Origin of the sequence: Cedecea sp. NFIX57, from assembly GCF_900177785.1 — a bacterium.
Taxonomy (GTDB): domain Bacteria; phylum Pseudomonadota; class Gammaproteobacteria; order Enterobacterales; family Enterobacteriaceae; genus Cedecea; species Cedecea neteri_C.
Genome location: NZ_FXAS01000008.1, coordinates 1 through 15,340 on the forward strand (window position 1 = coordinate 1; position 15,340 = coordinate 15,340).

Genomic DNA, 15,340 nt, shown 5'->3' on the forward strand with positions numbered 1-15,340 from the left:
CAGAGGGGAAACGGGCTGTGGCATCAGGTCAAACGCTTTGACAGTGTACCCGCCTGACGGCGGGTAACTGAAGTGACTTTAAACATACAAGGGGACATTTCTTTTTCTGCTTTACCGTCTGCGCCTATCCATGTGAGAGCGGGGATTTTTCTTTCCACTCTGCCCCCTGGCACTTCTTCACTTTCCCCCTCTCCCTTCCAGGGAGAGGGCCGGGGTGAGGGTAATAACCCCTGCAATAACAGCCACATGACTCACCAGGCCTGTTTTGTGCTAGATTACGCCGGTTTTTGGAACTCAGTCAGAAGAAAAGATTAAATAATGCGCAAATTCTGGACAAAAGAAGAAACTTTGTGGAGTTTCGCCTTATATGGTACTGCCGTTGGCGCAGGAACCCTTTTTCTCCCCATTCAGCTCGGCTCCGCCGGGGCCATCGTTCTCCTTCTCACGGCCTTGATTGCCTACCCGCTGACCTACTGGCCGCACCGGGCGTTGTGTCAGTTTATCCTGTCGGCCAAAACCTCCGGCAGCGGCGGTATCACCAGCGCCGTGACTCACTACTACGGCAAAACGATCGGCAACCTGATCACCGGGCTCTACTTCGTCGCGTTTTTTGTGGTGATCCTGATTTATGCCGTCGCCATTACCAACTCGCTCATCGAACAGCTGGCCAAGCATGGGCCGATTACGACCACAATCAGAGTGCTGGTTAGCCTCGGCGTTGTCGCGGCGCTGAACCTGATCTTCCTGATGGGGCGGCAGGTGACCATCAAAGTGATGGGGTTCCTGGTTTTCCCGCTGATTGCCTACTTCCTCTTTTTATCCCTCTATTTGACCAGCAGCTGGCAGACGTCTTTGCTGACCGAGGGTTTAGTCCTCGACCGCCACGCACTGGGTGAGATCTGGATGTCGATTCCGGTGATGGTCTTTGCCTTCAGCCACACGCCGATTATCTCTACTTTTGCCGTCGCACAACGCGAAAGCCACGGTGAAGGCGCGATGAATAACAGCAAGAAAATCATGCGGGTCGCTTACTTTGTGATTTGCTGTAGCGTGCTGTTCTTCGTGTTTAGCTGCTTCCTGTCGATTCCGGCTCAGGATATTACCGCCGCGAAGGCTCAGGGCCTGACGATCCTTTCCGCGCTGTCGATGGTGCCGGGCACGCCCGCCTGGCTGGGCATTTCAGGCTTTGTCGTCGCGATTGTGGCGATGTCTAAGTCGTTCCTGGGCACCTATTTCGGGGTGATTGAAGGGGCAACAGCGATAGTTAAGTCCTCGCTGGGCGCGGCGGGTATGAGCCGAAGCCGGGCCTTCTGCCGGGCAGTGTCTATCACCCTGATTTCACTGCTGACCTTCGTGGTGTGTTACATCAACCCGAATGCGCTGGCAATGATTTACGCCATCAGCGGGCCGCTTATCGCGCTGATCCTCTTTATTATGCCAACGCTGTCGACCTACCTGGTGCCCGCGCTTAAGCCGTGGCGTTCGCTGGCTAATCTGCTGACGCTGATTATCGGGATTTTGTGTGTGTCGGTGATGTTTATTCACTGATTTCCCTCTTCGAGAGGGAAAGAGGCAAAAGGCAAGAAAAGTAGAAGAGTATCAATGAGATCCCCTCTCCCTTTTAGGGAGAGGGTTAGGGTTAGGGTTAGGGTTAGGGTGAGGGTAAAGCTTATCCCGCTCTTTTCGTCAGCATCCAGAGGCTGATCAGCAAGAAGGTCACGCTAGGTAGCAGCGCCCCCAGAATCGGCGGAATGTTGTACACCAGCGTTAGCGGGCCAAACACCTGGTCCAGCACGTAGAAGATAAAACCAAAGCTTATCCCCGTCACCACTCGCACGCCCATCGGCACGCTTCGCAGCGGGCCAAAGATGAACGACAGCGCCATCAGCATCATTACCGCCACCGAGACCGGGGCAAAAATCTTGCTCCACATATTCAACTGGTAGCGTCGGGAGTCCTGGCCGCTGGTTTTCAGGTACTTGATGTAACCATAAAGCCCACTGATCGACAGCGAGTCAGGATCAAGCGCAACCACGCCAAGCTTGTCAGGCGTCAGGTTAGTTTTCCATTCCCCGCTCACGGTTTGCGACCCGGTGATCTGCTTCGGATCGGAGAGATTTGATTCGTCAACCTGCGACAGACGCCAGACTTTATGCTCGGCGTCATACTTCGCCGCCGCGGCATTGCGAACCGAAAGCAGACGGCGCTCACCGTTGAAATGGTAAATCATGATGCCAGCAATTTCTGTTTCGCTGTTGACGTGATCGATATAGACGAAGTCATGGCCGTCCTTCGCCCAGATGGCGTTGGTGGTGGACAGCAATGAGCCGCCAAGCAGCATTTGCGCACGGTAGTTACGCGCCATTTGCTCGCCCTGAGGGGCAACCCATTCACCGATGGCCATCGTCAATAGAACCAGCGGAATCGCGGTTTTCATCACCGAGGAGGCGATTTGCATCCGGGTGTAGCCAGACGCCTGCATCACCACCAGCTCGCTGCGCTGAGCCAGCATCCCCAATCCCAGCAGCGCGCCTAATAACGCGGCCATCGGGAAGAAGATCTGAACATCTTTTGGCACGCTGAGCAGGGTGTACATCCCCGCGCCCAACGCGGAGTAAGAGCCCTGACCCGTTTTCTTCAACTGGTCAACGAACTTAATGATCCCCGACAGCGACACCAGCATAAACAGAGTCATCATGATGGTGTTTAAGATGGTTTTACCGATATAACGGTCAAGTACGCCAAACATTTAAGCCGCTCCTTTGTAGCTAAAGCGGGCACGCACTTTGCGCATAGGTACCGTATCCCACAGGTTCAGGACAACGGCCAGCGCCAGATACGCCAGGTTGACCGCCCACATCCAAATCATCGGATCCAGCTTTTCCTTTGCCCCGCTGGAGCGCAAAGAGCTTTGCAGCAGGAAGAAGACCAGATAGAGCAGCATCGCTGGAAGCATCGACAGCACGCGCCCCTGACGCGGGTTCACCACGCTCAGCGGCACCACCATCAGCGCCATAATCACCACCGACATGATGAGCGTCAGGCGCCAGTGCAGCTCGGCGCGCGCGGAGGGCTCAGGATTCTTCCACAGTTCGGTCATGCTCATCTGGCTGATATCGGAGGGATCGAGCATCACCGCCTGATGCCCCACCACGGCCTGATAATCTTTAAAATCTGTAATGCGGAAATCGCGCAGCGCCGAGGTGCCTTCAAAACGGGTACCAGTGTTCAACTTCACGATCTGCGTGCCGTCCGGGCGCTGGAAGATTTGGCCAGAGTCCGCGACCACAACGGAAGGGCGTGTACTGCCCTTCGGACGTACCTGAGCGAGGAAGACATCTTTAAACTCTTTCCCCTGTACGCTTTCGATAAACAACACCGCGCTGCCGTTAGTCGCGACCTGGAACTGCCCTTGCGCCAGGGCTGCCATGCCAGGGTTAGCTCTGGCTTCAGCCAGCACTTCGTCCTGATGACGAGCGGACCACGGGTTCAGCCACATCACGTTTACGGTGGCCACAATACCGGTGAAGAGTGCGAGAACCATCGCGGCTTTGACCAGTACTGCTTTACTCAGACCGCAGGCATGCATTACCGTGATTTCACTCTCGGTGTACAAGCGGCCGAGCGTCATCAGTAAGCCGAGGAAAAGGCTCAGGGGAAGGATTAGCTGCGCCATCTCTGGCACACCTAACCCCAGCAAAGATAACACCAGATTTGTCGGAATTTCGCCGTCGGCAGCAGCACCGAGGATCCTGACCAGCTTCTGAGCAAAGAAAATCAGCAGCAAGATGAAAAGGATCGCCAGCTGGCTCTTAAGCGTCTCCCGAACCAGATACTTTATGATAATCACATTAAATACACCTGTAGAAACGAGTCTTTTTGCAGGAAAATCGCTTGTTTCATCGCTTATACGTCATTTATTCTCTTTAATCGTCGAAAACATCGCTAAGATTAGATAGCCCGGCGAACTCGCATTACGGGACGATGTTCAGACACAAGAGAAAACGTAAATCCATTCGTTAAGATTAACACGAAGTCATCGCAACAGCGGAGATGAGTTACTCAAGCTTGCAATTTTAGCCTGTAGCCCCCGCCGTTGTCTTTAAGATTCAGGAGCGTAGTGCATGGAGTTCAGTGTAAAAAGCGGTAGCCCCGAGAAACAGCGTAGTGCCTGCATCGTTGTGGGAGTCTTTGAACCGCGTCGCCTGTCCCCGATCGCAGAACAACTCGATAAAATCAGCGATGGCTACATCAGCGCGCTTCTGCGCCGTGGTGAGCTGGAAGGAAAACCAGGGCAAACCTTATTGCTTCACCACGTACCGAACGTGCTGTCTGAACGCATTCTGCTGATTGGCTGCGGCAAAGAGCGCGAGCTTGATGAGCGCCAGTACAAGCAGGTGATTCAGAAAACAATCAACACCCTCAACGACACCGGCTCAATGGAAGCGGTTTGCTTCCTGACCGAACTGCATGTCAAAGGCCGCAACACCTACTGGAAAGTGCGCCAGGCAGTTGAGACAGCTAAAGAGACGCTGTACAGCTTCGATCAGCTGAAAACCAACAAAACCGAACCACGCCGCCCGCTGCGTAAAATGGTGTTCAACGTGCCAACTCGTCGTGAGTTGACCAGCGGTGAGCGCGCCATTCAGCACGGCCTGGCTATCGCTTCCGGCATCAAAGCCGCGAAGGATCTCGGCAACATGCCGCCAAACATCTGTAACGCCGCTTACCTGGCCTCTCAGGCTCGTCAACTGGCGGACTCGTTCAGCAAAAACGTGGTCACCCGCGTGATTGGCGAACAGCAGATGAAAGAGCTGGGCATGCATTCCTACCTCGCGGTAGGTGAAGGCTCACAGAACGAATCACTGATGTCGGTGATTGAATATAAAGGCAATGCCTCCCCGGATGCTCGTCCGATTGTGCTGGTTGGCAAAGGCTTAACCTTCGACTCCGGCGGCATCTCCATCAAGCCTGCCGAAGGCATGGATGAGATGAAGTACGACATGTGCGGCGCGGCTTCCGTGTACGGCGTGATGCGCATGGTTGCTGAGCTGAACCTGCCGGTGAACGTGATTGGCGTACTCGCTGGCTGTGAAAACATGCCTGGCGGGCGCGCTTACCGTCCGGGTGACGTGCTGACCACGATGTCCGGCCAGACCGTTGAAGTACTCAATACCGATGCCGAAGGCCGTCTGGTCCTGTGTGACGTGCTGACCTACGTTGAGCGCTTCGAGCCAGAAGTGGTTATCGACGTCGCAACGCTGACCGGGGCCTGCGTGATCGCCCTTGGCCATCACATCACCGGCCTGATGTCGAATCACAATCCGTTGGCGCACGAGCTTATCAGCGCGTCTGAGCAAGCCGGTGACCGCGCATGGCGTCTGCCGCTGGGTGACGAGTATCAGGAACAGCTGGAGTCCAACTTTGCCGATATGGCAAACATTGGCGGCCGTCCTGGCGGCGCGATTACGGCGGCGTGTTTCCTGTCGCGCTTTACCCGCAAGTACAACTGGGCTCACCTGGACATCGCCGGTACCGCATGGCGTTCCGGCAAGGCAAAAGGCGCAACTGGCCGCCCAGTCGCCCTGCTGTCTCAGTTCCTGTTGAACCGTTCCGGGTTTAACGGCGAAGAGTAAGCGTAAAGCTTTACCCTCACCCAGAACGGGCATAAAACGCCGTTTGCTTCCCTCGCCCTTCTGGGAGAGGGTTAGGGTGAGGGGCAACAACATTCAACTTAACAAGCTGGTCTCATGAAAAACGCAACGTTTTACCTGCTGGATAACGACACCCATGCCGAAGGGCTGAGTGCCGTGGAACAGCGGGTGTGCGAGCTGGCTGCGGATGGATTCCGTGCAGGCAAGCGGGTGCTGGTCGCCTGCGAAAACGAACAGCAGGCGATTCGCCTCGACGAAGCGCTCTGGCAGCGAGATGCTCAGGCATTCGTCCCGCACAATCTGGCTGGTGAAGGCCCGCGCTACGGCGCACCGGTTGAACTGGCATGGCCCCAGCGCCGCGGCAGCGCGCCTCGAGATTTGCTGATTAGCCTGCTGCCACAGTTCGCAGATTTTGCCACCGCTTTCCTGGAAGTGATAGACTTCGTACCTTACGAAGAATCCCAGAAACAACTGGCTCGTGAACGCTACAAAGCGTACCGCGTTGCCGGTTTCCACTTGACTACGGCGACCTATACCCCGCCGGGAACGACATAGCAGACAATGGAAAAGACATATAACCCGCAAGATATCGAACAGCCGCTTTACGAGCACTGGGAACAGCAGGGCTACTTCAAACCGAATGGCGACACCCGCCAGGAAAGCTTCTGCATCATGATCCCACCGCCGAACGTCACCGGCAGTTTGCATATGGGTCACGCCTTCCAGCAAACCATCATGGACACCATGATCCGTTACCAGCGCATGCAGGGCAAAAATACCCTGTGGCAGGCGGGCACCGACCACGCCGGTATCGCAACGCAGATGGTTGTAGAACGTAAAATCGCCGCCGAAGAAGGTAAAACCCGTCACGATTACGGCCGCGACGCGTTTATCGACAAAATCTGGCAGTGGAAGGCAGAATCCGGCGGTACCATTACCCGTCAGATGCGTCGTCTCGGTAACTCCGTAGACTGGGAGCGCGAGCGCTTCACCATGGACGAAGGCCTGTCCAACGCGGTGAAAGAAGTGTTCGTCCGTCTCTATAAAGAAGACCTGATTTACCGCGGCAAGCGCCTGGTCAACTGGGACCCGAAACTGCGTACCGCGATTTCCGATCTCGAAGTTGAGAACCGCGAGTCCAAAGGCTCCATGTGGCACCTGCGTTACCCGCTGGCCGATGGCGCTAAAACCGCAGACGGTAAAGATTACCTGATCGTCGCCACCACCCGCCCGGAAACCGTTCTCGGTGATACCGGCGTGGCCGTTAACCCGGAAGATCCACGTTATAAAGACCTGATTGGTAAATTCGTGGTACTGCCGCTGGTTAACCGCCGCATTCCTATCGTGGGCGACGAGCACGCGGACATGGAAAAAGGCACCGGCTGCGTGAAAATCACCCCGGCGCACGACTTTAACGACTACGAAGTTGGCCGCCGTCACCAGCTGCCAATGATCAACATTCTGACCTTCGACGGGGATATCCGTGAAGCGGCAGAAGTGTTCGATACCAACGGCGAAGAGTCCACCGTTTACGCCTCCGACATTCCGGCTGAATTCCAGAAACTGGAGCGCTTTGCGGCACGTAAAGCCGTGGTCGCGAAGTTCGACGAAATGGGCCTGCTGGATGAAATCAAACCTCACGACCTGACCGTGCCTTATGGCGACCGTGGCGGCGTGGTTATTGAGCCAATGCTGACCGACCAGTGGTACGTGCGTACCGCCCCGCTGGCAAAAGTGGCGGTAGAAGCCGTTGAGCAGGGCGACATCCAGTTCGTGCCTAAGCAGTATGAAAACATGTACTTCTCCTGGATGCGCGATATTCAGGACTGGTGTATCTCCCGTCAGCTGTGGTGGGGTCACCGTATCCCGGCCTGGTACGACGCGGAAGGCAACGTGTATGTTGGCCGTAACGAAGCGGAAGTTCGCGCCGAAAACAACCTGGGTGCCGACGTGGCGTTGGACCAGGACGAAGACGTGTTGGATACCTGGTTCTCCTCTGGCCTGTGGACCTTCTCCACCCTGGGCTGGCCGGAAAACACCGAAGCGCTGCGCACCTTCCACCCGACCAGCGTTATGGTCAGCGGCTTCGACATCATCTTCTTCTGGATTGCTCGCATGATCATGCTGACCATGCACTTCATCAAAGATGAAGACGGCAAGCCGCAGGTGCCGTTTAAGACCGTCTATATGACCGGCCTTATTCGCGATGACGAAGGCCAGAAGATGTCCAAATCCAAAGGCAACGTTATCGACCCGCTGGACATGGTGGACGGCATCTCTCTGGAAGATCTTCTGGAGAAACGTACCGGCAACATGATGCAGCCGCAGCTGGCGGAGAAAATCCGCAAGCGCACCGAGAAACAGTTCCCGAACGGTATCGAGCCGCACGGCACCGACGCCCTGCGCTTCACCCTGGCGGCGCTGGCCTCTACCGGCCGCGACATCAACTGGGACATGAAGCGCCTGGAAGGCTACCGCAACTTCTGTAACAAACTTTGGAACGCCAGCCGCTTCGTGCTGATGAACACCGAAGAGCAGGATTGCGGCTTCAACGGCGGCGAAATGGTGCTGTCTCTGGCCGATCGCTGGATCCTGGCCGAGTTCAACCGCACCGTGAAAGCGTACCGTGAAGCGCTGGACAGCTACCGCTTCGACATCGCCGCCAACATCCTGTACGAGTTCACCTGGAACCAGTTCTGTGACTGGTATCTGGAGCTGACCAAGCCGGTTATGAACGGCGGTTCTGAAGCGGAACTGCGCGGCACCCGCAATACGCTGGTGAACGTGCTGGAAGGTCTGCTGCGCCTGGCGCACCCGATCATTCCATTCATCACCGAAACCATCTGGCAGCGCGTGAAAGTGCTGAAGGGCATTACCGCAGACACCATCATGCTGCAGGAATTCCCGGCCTACGATGCGTCTCAGGTTGATGAAGCCGCCTTCGCAGACACCGAGTGGCTGAAGGACGTGATCACCGCGGTGCGTAACATTCGCGCCGAGATGAACATCGCCCCAGGCAAGCGTCTGGACGTGTTGCTGCGCGGCTGCAGCGAAGAAGCGATTCGTCGCGTGAGCGAAAACCGCACCTTCCTGCAGAACCTGGCTCGCCTGGAAAGCATCACTATCCTGCCAGTCGATGACAAAGGTCCGGTTTCCGTGACCAAAATTATCGACGGCGCAGAGCTGTTGATCCCGATGGCCGGTCTGGTGGATAAAGCCGCTGAGATCGAACGTCTGGCGAAAGAAGTGGCGAAGATCGAAATCGAAATTGGCAAGATCGAAGGCAAACTGTCCAACGAAGGCTTTGTCGCCCGCGCGCCGGCTGACGTTGTCGCCAAAGAGCGTGAGCGTCTCGAAGGCTTTGCCGACGCCAAAGCGAAGCTAATTGAACAGCAGGCCGTTATCGCCGCGCTGTAATCAGCCCCTGGCATAATTCGCCCCGCACTTCGGTGTGGGGCGTTTTTTATCCAGCTTGCGCCCTCCGTAATGAAGTGCTATTAACTGCTTTTATCCTTCCCTAAGCCTATGAGTCACATGATGAACACCACAGCCCCGGTCGATGTGAAGCTCCAGCTGCGCCGGATTGTTGCCGAAGATAATTCGGCTATCGCCCGGGTTATTCGCCAGGTGTCCGCCGAATACGGCCTGACCGCCGATAAAGGCTACACCGTTGCCGACCCAAATCTTGACGAGCTTTATCAGCTCTACAGCCAGCCAGGCCATGCGTACTGGGTGGTAGAAATCAACGGCGAAGTGGTGGGAGGCGGCGGCGTGGCACCGTTATCGTGTAGCGAGCCAGATATTTGTGAGCTGCAGAAAATGTATTTCCTGCCGGTGGTTCGCGGCAAAGGGTTAGCCAAGAAACTGGCGCTGCAGGCGCTGGATCACGCCCGGGCTCAGGGCTTCAAGCGCTGTTACCTGGAAACCACCGCGTTTCTGAAAGAAGCCGTTGGCCTGTACGAACATTTAGGTTTTGAGCATATTCCTGCCCCCCTCGGCTGCACTGGCCACGTGGATTGCGAAGTCACCATGCTCAAAACCCTGTAATTCTCTGCGAAACGGCGGGCATCAGTGCAGCCAGTGCACGCCATCCTCAGGCTGGAAGTAGCCGTTATACCGCATCTGGAAAGCCGTGATCTCCGGTTTCTCCGGCTCCATTTCGCGCAGAAATCCCTGCGCCAGGCGAACCTGGGCGTCGGTTATCGGCGTGGCAAGCCGGGCTTTTTGCAGCCTTCGGTACCACTGCTGGAGATTTTGATCGCTGCCGTCGACAATCACCATCTGCCAAATCAACAAAACCTGCGCCGCATTTTGCAGATGGGACTCATCCGGGCGGTGAAGATACTGCAAAAACGCGTCCCCCTGCGCTTTCCCCATCTGATCGATCATCGATTCTACCGGCACCACGTCGATCCCCAGGCGCTCACTCAGCCGGCGAATGGCCCGCCGTGAATCCGACGTCAACACCCGAAAGCCGACAATAAACACCACGCAAAGCGTGGCTAACATAATCCAAATCATGAAGTTAAATACCCGGCAGCTGAACGACAATTTGCTATCAATGAATGCCGGGCAGTATAGCGCAATCACTTTTCCTGGTAATGCCTCACGCTGGCGTTATTCGCGGGCATAAAAAAGCCCGGCGTTATGCCGGGCTGGAACAGTTCAAAATGCGCTTAAGCGATGTTCAATTGCTGAATTTTTTTCTCGCGGCGAATTTTTCGCTCTTCAAATACGGCGACGATGGCCATCAGCACGATACAGCCGATTGCGGCGGCGTCCAGGGCGGCAAAGGTGCCAGCCCAGCCGGTGAGGCCGAAAATTGGCGTCCCGTCAGCAATCATCCCCAGACCCAGCTTGGCGAAGCTGTCGCCGATCAGGTAAGCGAAGGTGCCTTTGATACCGTCCGCCGCGCCGATAGCTTTCTTAGGCACGAAGCCAACGGCCGCCACGCCAATCAGCAGCTGTGGGCCGAAGACCAGGAAGCCAAGAGCAAACAGCGAAGCCAGGTAAACGTACTGGTTGCTCGCATGCTGGTACACGCCCAGCGTAGCGATGATTAACGCCAGCGCCACGCAGGCCACCAAAGCACGACGGCCGTTGGCAAGGTCAGACAGCCAGCCCCACAGCAGCGTGCCAACCAGCGCGCCCACTTCGAACAGGGTGAAGCCCTGAATCGCCACTTCTTTGGAGAGTTTCAGCTCCTGGAAAGCATACACAGTGGACCACTGGTCGATGCCGATGCGCACCACGTACAGGAAGATGTTGGAGAAGCACAGCAGCCAGATCACTTTGTTTTTCAGCACGTACTCAACAAAGATCTGCCATTTGGTCATTGAGTTATCTTCGGCTTCTTTGTCTTCTTCGCTGACCTCTTCGCCAAACAGCTCTTCGGCGGTGCCGAGGCCGTAGGATTCAGGGGAATCGCTGCCGTAGCGCAGGGCAATAAAGCCGACAATCAGGGCGATAACGGACGGGAAGATAAACATCCCGATAACGTGGCCGTTGAACAAGTAGTTAGCGCCGAACAGGGCCACACCAGCCGCGCCAGCGCCGCCCAGGTTGTGGGAGATGTTCCACATGCCCAGATAGCTGCCGCGCTTGCGGCGTGGCGTCCATTTGGTGATGGTCGAGTAGCTGCACGACCCGCCGGTGCTCTGGAAGAAACCACTCAGGGCGTAGAAGGCAATCATCAGGAACAGGCTAACCGAGCCTGCGCCCATGCTGGCGCTGAAGCCGAGCATACAGATGGCAGAGAGGATCAGCATAAACGGCAGGAACTGCTTGGTGTTTTTGCCGTCCGCGTAATAGGAAACCAGGGTCTTGCCCACGCCGTAGGTAATGGAGAAGCCGAGGCCGATCATCCCCAGTTGCGTCATGCTCAACCCGTAGGTGGAGATCATGTCGTTCTGGGCGATGTTAAAGTTTTTGCGGATCAGGTACATCGTCAGGTAGCCAATAAACACCACCAGATACGACTGCATGAACGGTTTGAACCACATTTTTCGCCGCACTTCGAGCGGCAGATCCAGGGTGGGCTTACGCACCTGGTTTAGAAAGGCCAGCATGGATGACTCCTGATTTGAATACCTGCTTAATGGCAGGCATTGTAAAAATCAGCGAGTAAACTGGCCTGAGACAGCGTCCAGGCCGAACCGGGAAAATTTCCTAGTTTTGCCCTTTATGGCGCAAAAGGGTGAGGAGTATCACGCTTCGTTAGCCTCACGCGGGGCCTGAGCGTTCAAGAACGGCAGCAGCAGCAAAGCTGATATCCCGGCGGCAATCGCGATCACGGCGAAAAAGCCGCTCCAGTGCCAGATGTCGATCACCCGCGCCAGCGGCCAGCCGGAAAGCGATGCGCCAAGATAGGCAAACAGCCCGACAAACCCCGTCGCCGCGCCTGCCGCCTCTTTGTGCGAGCATTCTGCCGCCGCCATGCCGATCAGCATCTGCGGCCCAAACACGAAGAAACCGGTGGTAAAGAAACAGGCCGCCTGCATCACGTAGCTGGCAAAGGGCATCAGCCACAGAGAGCCCACTGAAAGCAGAATGCCTGCGGCGAAGATCAGGTTCATCGGGCCACGGTTGCCGTTAAAAAGCTTGTCCGAGCCCCAGCCCGCTACCAGTGCGCCGATAAATCCGCCCAGCTCAAACATGGTCACCGCTGAGTTGGCGGTCACCAGCCCGACGCCGAGCGTTTCGGACATGTAAAGATTGCCCCAGTCATTGATCGCCGCCCGCACCACATACACCAGCACGTAGCACAGCGAGAGCAGCCAGATGTAAGGGTTAACCAGCACGTACTTGTAGAGGATTTCTTTGCGCGTCAGCCCCGCGCCTTCCTGCTGCTGGGCGATTTCCAGGGCGTCATGCTGCCAGTCCCCTACCGCAGGCAAGCCCACGGTTTGCGGCCTGTCGCGCAGCCGCCAGCAGAGGAATAACCCGGCGATGATAGCCAGGCCTCCGGCAATCATCATCCCGACACGCCAGCCGTACTGCAGCGCCGCGGCACCCATGATGATCGGGATTAACGCCCCGCCTACGTTGTGCGCTGTATTCCAGACGGCCCACCAGCCGCCGCGCTCGCTGCGGGAATACCACGCCGTCAGCAGCCGGGCACAAACCGGCGATCCCCAGCCCTGGAAAAAGGCGTTCAGCGCCCACAGCAGCGCAAACGCCCACAGCGAGGTCGAGAAGCCAAACAGGATATTCACAACGCCGGTGGCTATCAGCCCGATGCCCATAAAGTAGCGGGCATTGGAAAAGTCGCTGACAATCCCGGAGAAGAACTTCGACAGGCCATAAGTGATGTAAAACAGCGTCGCCAGCAGGCCGATATCGGTTCGCTCCATCACGCCGGTGGCGAGGATTTCCGGCGCGGCGGCGTTAAAGCTTTTGCGGGTGAAATAAAACAGCGCGTAGCCGAGCCAGATAGTGATCAGGATATGACGACGCCAGTAGCGGTAGCGGGCATCAATCTCACTTTTGTTGCTAAGCGGCGCGACGCTTGCCGGGACCTTTAAAAAACTGAACATACTCGTCCCTCAAACATAACGTAATGGCAGACTAACGCTGACGCGTGTGCCGTGAGTGCAGGAAATAGCGAACGTCCCGCCCAACGCTGTCACGCGTTCGCGCATGCCGGTTAGCCCAAAACCCTGCTGCCCGGAACCCGGCGGCAAACCGCTGCCATCGTCTTCAATGACCAGCATCAGCCGCTCGTCCTGTTGCCAGCCCTGGAGCGTTACCGCGCTGGCGCTGGCGTGCTTCACGATGTTATTGAGCCCTTCCTGGCAAACGCGAAACAGCGTCACGCGCTGCCCCTCGCTAAGCAGAGGTTCATCGATTTGCCAGTTGATGTGGCCGACGATGCCGCGACTTTCCAGCTCCATCTCGCGCATCAGGGAGCGTATCGCCTGCTCGAGCGATAAATCATCCAGCTGGCGCGGACGTAAACGCCCAAGCAGGCGGCGAACCGAGTCATATACGCCCAGCGAAAGCTGTTCGATATGCGCCCCGCTACGCTTCACGCCCTCACTTTCTGGCGCCAGCCGCTGCACGATCCCGGCCTGAGTGCGGATCGCCGTAATGGTCTGCCCAATGTCGTCATGCAGTTCGCGCGCCACTTCCCGCCGCACGCTTTCTTCGGTTTCCAGCAGGCGTTCGGCCAGGCGACGGTTGCGCGCCAGCTCGGTTTGCAAAGACTGGTTAAGTTCACGCAGGCGCTGGATCCCCGCCCCCAGCAACAAGCCGGTCAGGCTTTGAGCCAGCAGTGACAGCAGAAGATCCACCGGATGATCGTGCCAGGTCTGGCTGGCGATCAGCGCGATGGCGTTCATCAGGGTGGCAATCAGCGCCCCCTGCCAACCGTAGTGCCAGGCCAGGGCGATAATCGGCAGCGCCAGGCAGAACGGCGTAAAGCGAGAGAGTTCGGCGGGTAGCCCCAACTGCAGCCAGAGGCTGACGGCGAACAGCAGCAAATACCAAATCAGATGCCGCCCCCGCCAGTTAACCGGCTGGGAAACCAGCGCCGGGCCGAGGGGCTGCCAGACGGTGCTGGTCAGATAGTGCCAGAGCACCAGACAAGTCGGCGCCAGGGTTAATCCGCCGGTCAGGGTCAGCAGCAGCGCATTCAGGGCATCACTGCCCTGGTTCAGCCACGGCAGCGACTGAAGCAAAGCGGCCGCAATAAGCGCCGCCCCCTGCCGCAGCAGGGTTCGCCAGTCGCGCTGATGGCGATAGCGGGAAATCAGCGCCACCGGCAGGACAGTGAGCACCCCGCCCAGCATTAACAACGGCAGATGCGCCAGCGCCACTTCCTGCGCGAGCCAGAAAAGCATCAGCCACTCCGCGCCCAGCAGAACCGGCCAGTAACCGCGCGGGCACTGCAGCATCAACCCTAAACGTAACCCAAAGGGGAACAGCAGCACCGCCAGCTCAGGCCGTTCCACCAGGTGCAGGCTGATGCTCCACAGGCAAAACCAGCCGGCGGAAAAGATAAAAGAACTGGCGATAACGGCAATCAGCCGCGAGAAGAAAGGCCGCATTACCAACCGTCAAACAGGCGTCGCGCCAGCGCCACATCGTTGCTGACGTCGAGCTTTTCCATCAGGTTGGCGCGGTGCACGTGCACCGTCTTTGGCGATAGCCCCAGCTCGGTGGCAATCTCTTTCACCGCCATGCCCTGCGCCAGTTTTTCCGCCACCTGCCGCTCGCGCTTCGTCAGCGGATCCTGCCGCCCGGCGGCCAGCTTCAGGGCGATGTCCGGCGTCAGGTAGCAGCCGCCCGTTGCCACCGTACGTACGGCGGCAATCAGTTCGTCGGGGCTGCAGCGTTTGGATAAAAAGCCACGCGCGCCAGCGTTCAGCGCCTGCTCCACCAGCGCCGGGCTGTCGTGCACCGACAGCATGATGATCGCCATCCCTTTCGGCAACTGGCTTAGCAGCTCCAGCCCGGAAATGTCCGGCATCGAGATATCGCAAATGCACACCTGCACGCCCTGCCCCGGCAGCCCGGCCAGCGCCTCGCGCCCGGAACCAAACTCGGCCACGACCTGAAAATCCGCCTCCAGCCCAAGAAGTTGGGCAAAACCAGAGCGGACGATAAGGTGGTCGTCGATAAGGGCAATAGCGGTCATGATGCTTTCCAGGAAGGTAAAAAAACGCGCTTACCTTAGCGACAAGCGC

General features: G+C 57.3%; 12 protein-coding genes. 5 read left to right on the forward strand and 7 right to left on the reverse strand.

Features of this window, described 5'->3' with window-relative positions; all coding sequences use genetic code 11:
• Nucleotides 1-318: 318 nt before the first annotated feature.
• The gene (locus B9Y90_RS08265) at nt 319-1,548 is read left to right on the forward strand and encodes an amino acid permease (protein ID WP_085540941.1); all 1,230 of its coding nucleotides are present in this window, start codon (nt 319-321) and stop codon (nt 1,546-1,548) included.
• Between the two features lie 121 nt (nt 1,549-1,669).
• On the opposite strand, the gene lptG is transcribed toward B9Y90_RS08265, so the two are convergent.
• Together lptG and lptF are read right to left on the reverse strand one after the other, a co-directional pair.
• Nucleotides 1,670-2,749, reverse strand: a complete 1,080-nt coding sequence (lptG, locus tag B9Y90_RS08270; RefSeq protein WP_039287956.1) for an LPS export ABC transporter permease LptG — start codon at nt 2,747-2,749, stop codon at nt 1,670-1,672.
• Entirely contained in the window at nt 2,750-3,850 is a 1,101-nt protein-coding gene (gene lptF / locus B9Y90_RS08275) for an LPS export ABC transporter permease LptF (protein WP_039287959.1), read from the reverse strand.
• A gap of 274 nt (nt 3,851-4,124) precedes the next feature.
• On the opposite strand from lptF, the gene pepA reads away from it, so the two are divergent.
• The 4 genes from pepA (at nt 4,125) to B9Y90_RS08300 (ending at nt 9,701) form a co-directional block, all read left to right on the forward strand.
• Entirely contained in the window at nt 4,125-5,636 is a 1,512-nt protein-coding gene (gene pepA / locus B9Y90_RS08285; protein WP_008460793.1) for a leucyl aminopeptidase, read from the forward strand.
• Between the two features lie 114 nt (nt 5,637-5,750).
• Entirely contained in the window at nt 5,751-6,209 is a 459-nt protein-coding gene (locus tag B9Y90_RS08290) for a DNA polymerase III subunit chi (protein ID WP_085540942.1), read from the forward strand.
• A 6-nt stretch (nt 6,210-6,215) separates the two neighbouring features.
• Nucleotides 6,216-9,071 carry a valine--tRNA ligase gene (locus tag B9Y90_RS08295; RefSeq protein ID WP_085540943.1) on the forward strand — a complete coding sequence of 952 codons (2,856 nt, stop codon included), beginning with the start codon at nt 6,216-6,218 and terminating at the stop codon, nt 9,069-9,071.
• Nucleotides 9,072-9,179: 108 nt separating this feature from the next.
• Nucleotides 9,180-9,701, forward strand: coding sequence for a GNAT family N-acetyltransferase (locus B9Y90_RS08300; protein ID WP_139827369.1), 522 nt, complete (start codon nt 9,180-9,182; stop codon nt 9,699-9,701).
• Nucleotides 9,702-9,722: 21 nt separating this feature from the next.
• Here the strand turns inward: B9Y90_RS08300 and B9Y90_RS08305 are convergent, their stop codons facing one another.
• From B9Y90_RS08305 to uhpA, 5 genes are all read right to left on the reverse strand, one after another.
• On the reverse strand, nt 9,723-10,175 hold the full coding sequence (locus B9Y90_RS08305; protein ID WP_008460785.1) for a DUF1198 domain-containing protein: 453 nt from the start codon (nt 10,173-10,175) through the stop codon (nt 9,723-9,725).
• Nucleotides 10,176-10,330: 155 nt separating this feature from the next.
• Complete coding sequence (gene uhpT / locus B9Y90_RS08310) at nt 10,331-11,722, reverse strand: hexose-6-phosphate:phosphate antiporter (RefSeq protein ID WP_039298084.1); 1,392 nt, start codon at nt 11,720-11,722, stop codon at nt 10,331-10,333.
• A gap of 138 nt (nt 11,723-11,860) precedes the next feature.
• Nucleotides 11,861-13,189, reverse strand: a complete 1,329-nt coding sequence (locus B9Y90_RS08315; protein WP_039287971.1) for an MFS transporter — start codon at nt 13,187-13,189, stop codon at nt 11,861-11,863.
• 9 nt (nt 13,190-13,198) lie between these two features.
• Entirely contained in the window at nt 13,199-14,701 is a 1,503-nt protein-coding gene (gene uhpB, locus B9Y90_RS08320; RefSeq protein ID WP_085540944.1) for a signal transduction histidine-protein kinase/phosphatase UhpB, read from the reverse strand.
• A complete protein-coding gene (uhpA, locus tag B9Y90_RS08325) occupies nt 14,701-15,291 on the reverse strand; it encodes a transcriptional regulator UhpA (protein ID WP_085540945.1) in 591 nt (196 codons plus the stop codon). Before uhpA ends, uhpB begins: the two co-directional genes overlap by 1 nt.
• Between the last annotated feature and the right edge of the window lie 49 nt (nt 15,292-15,340).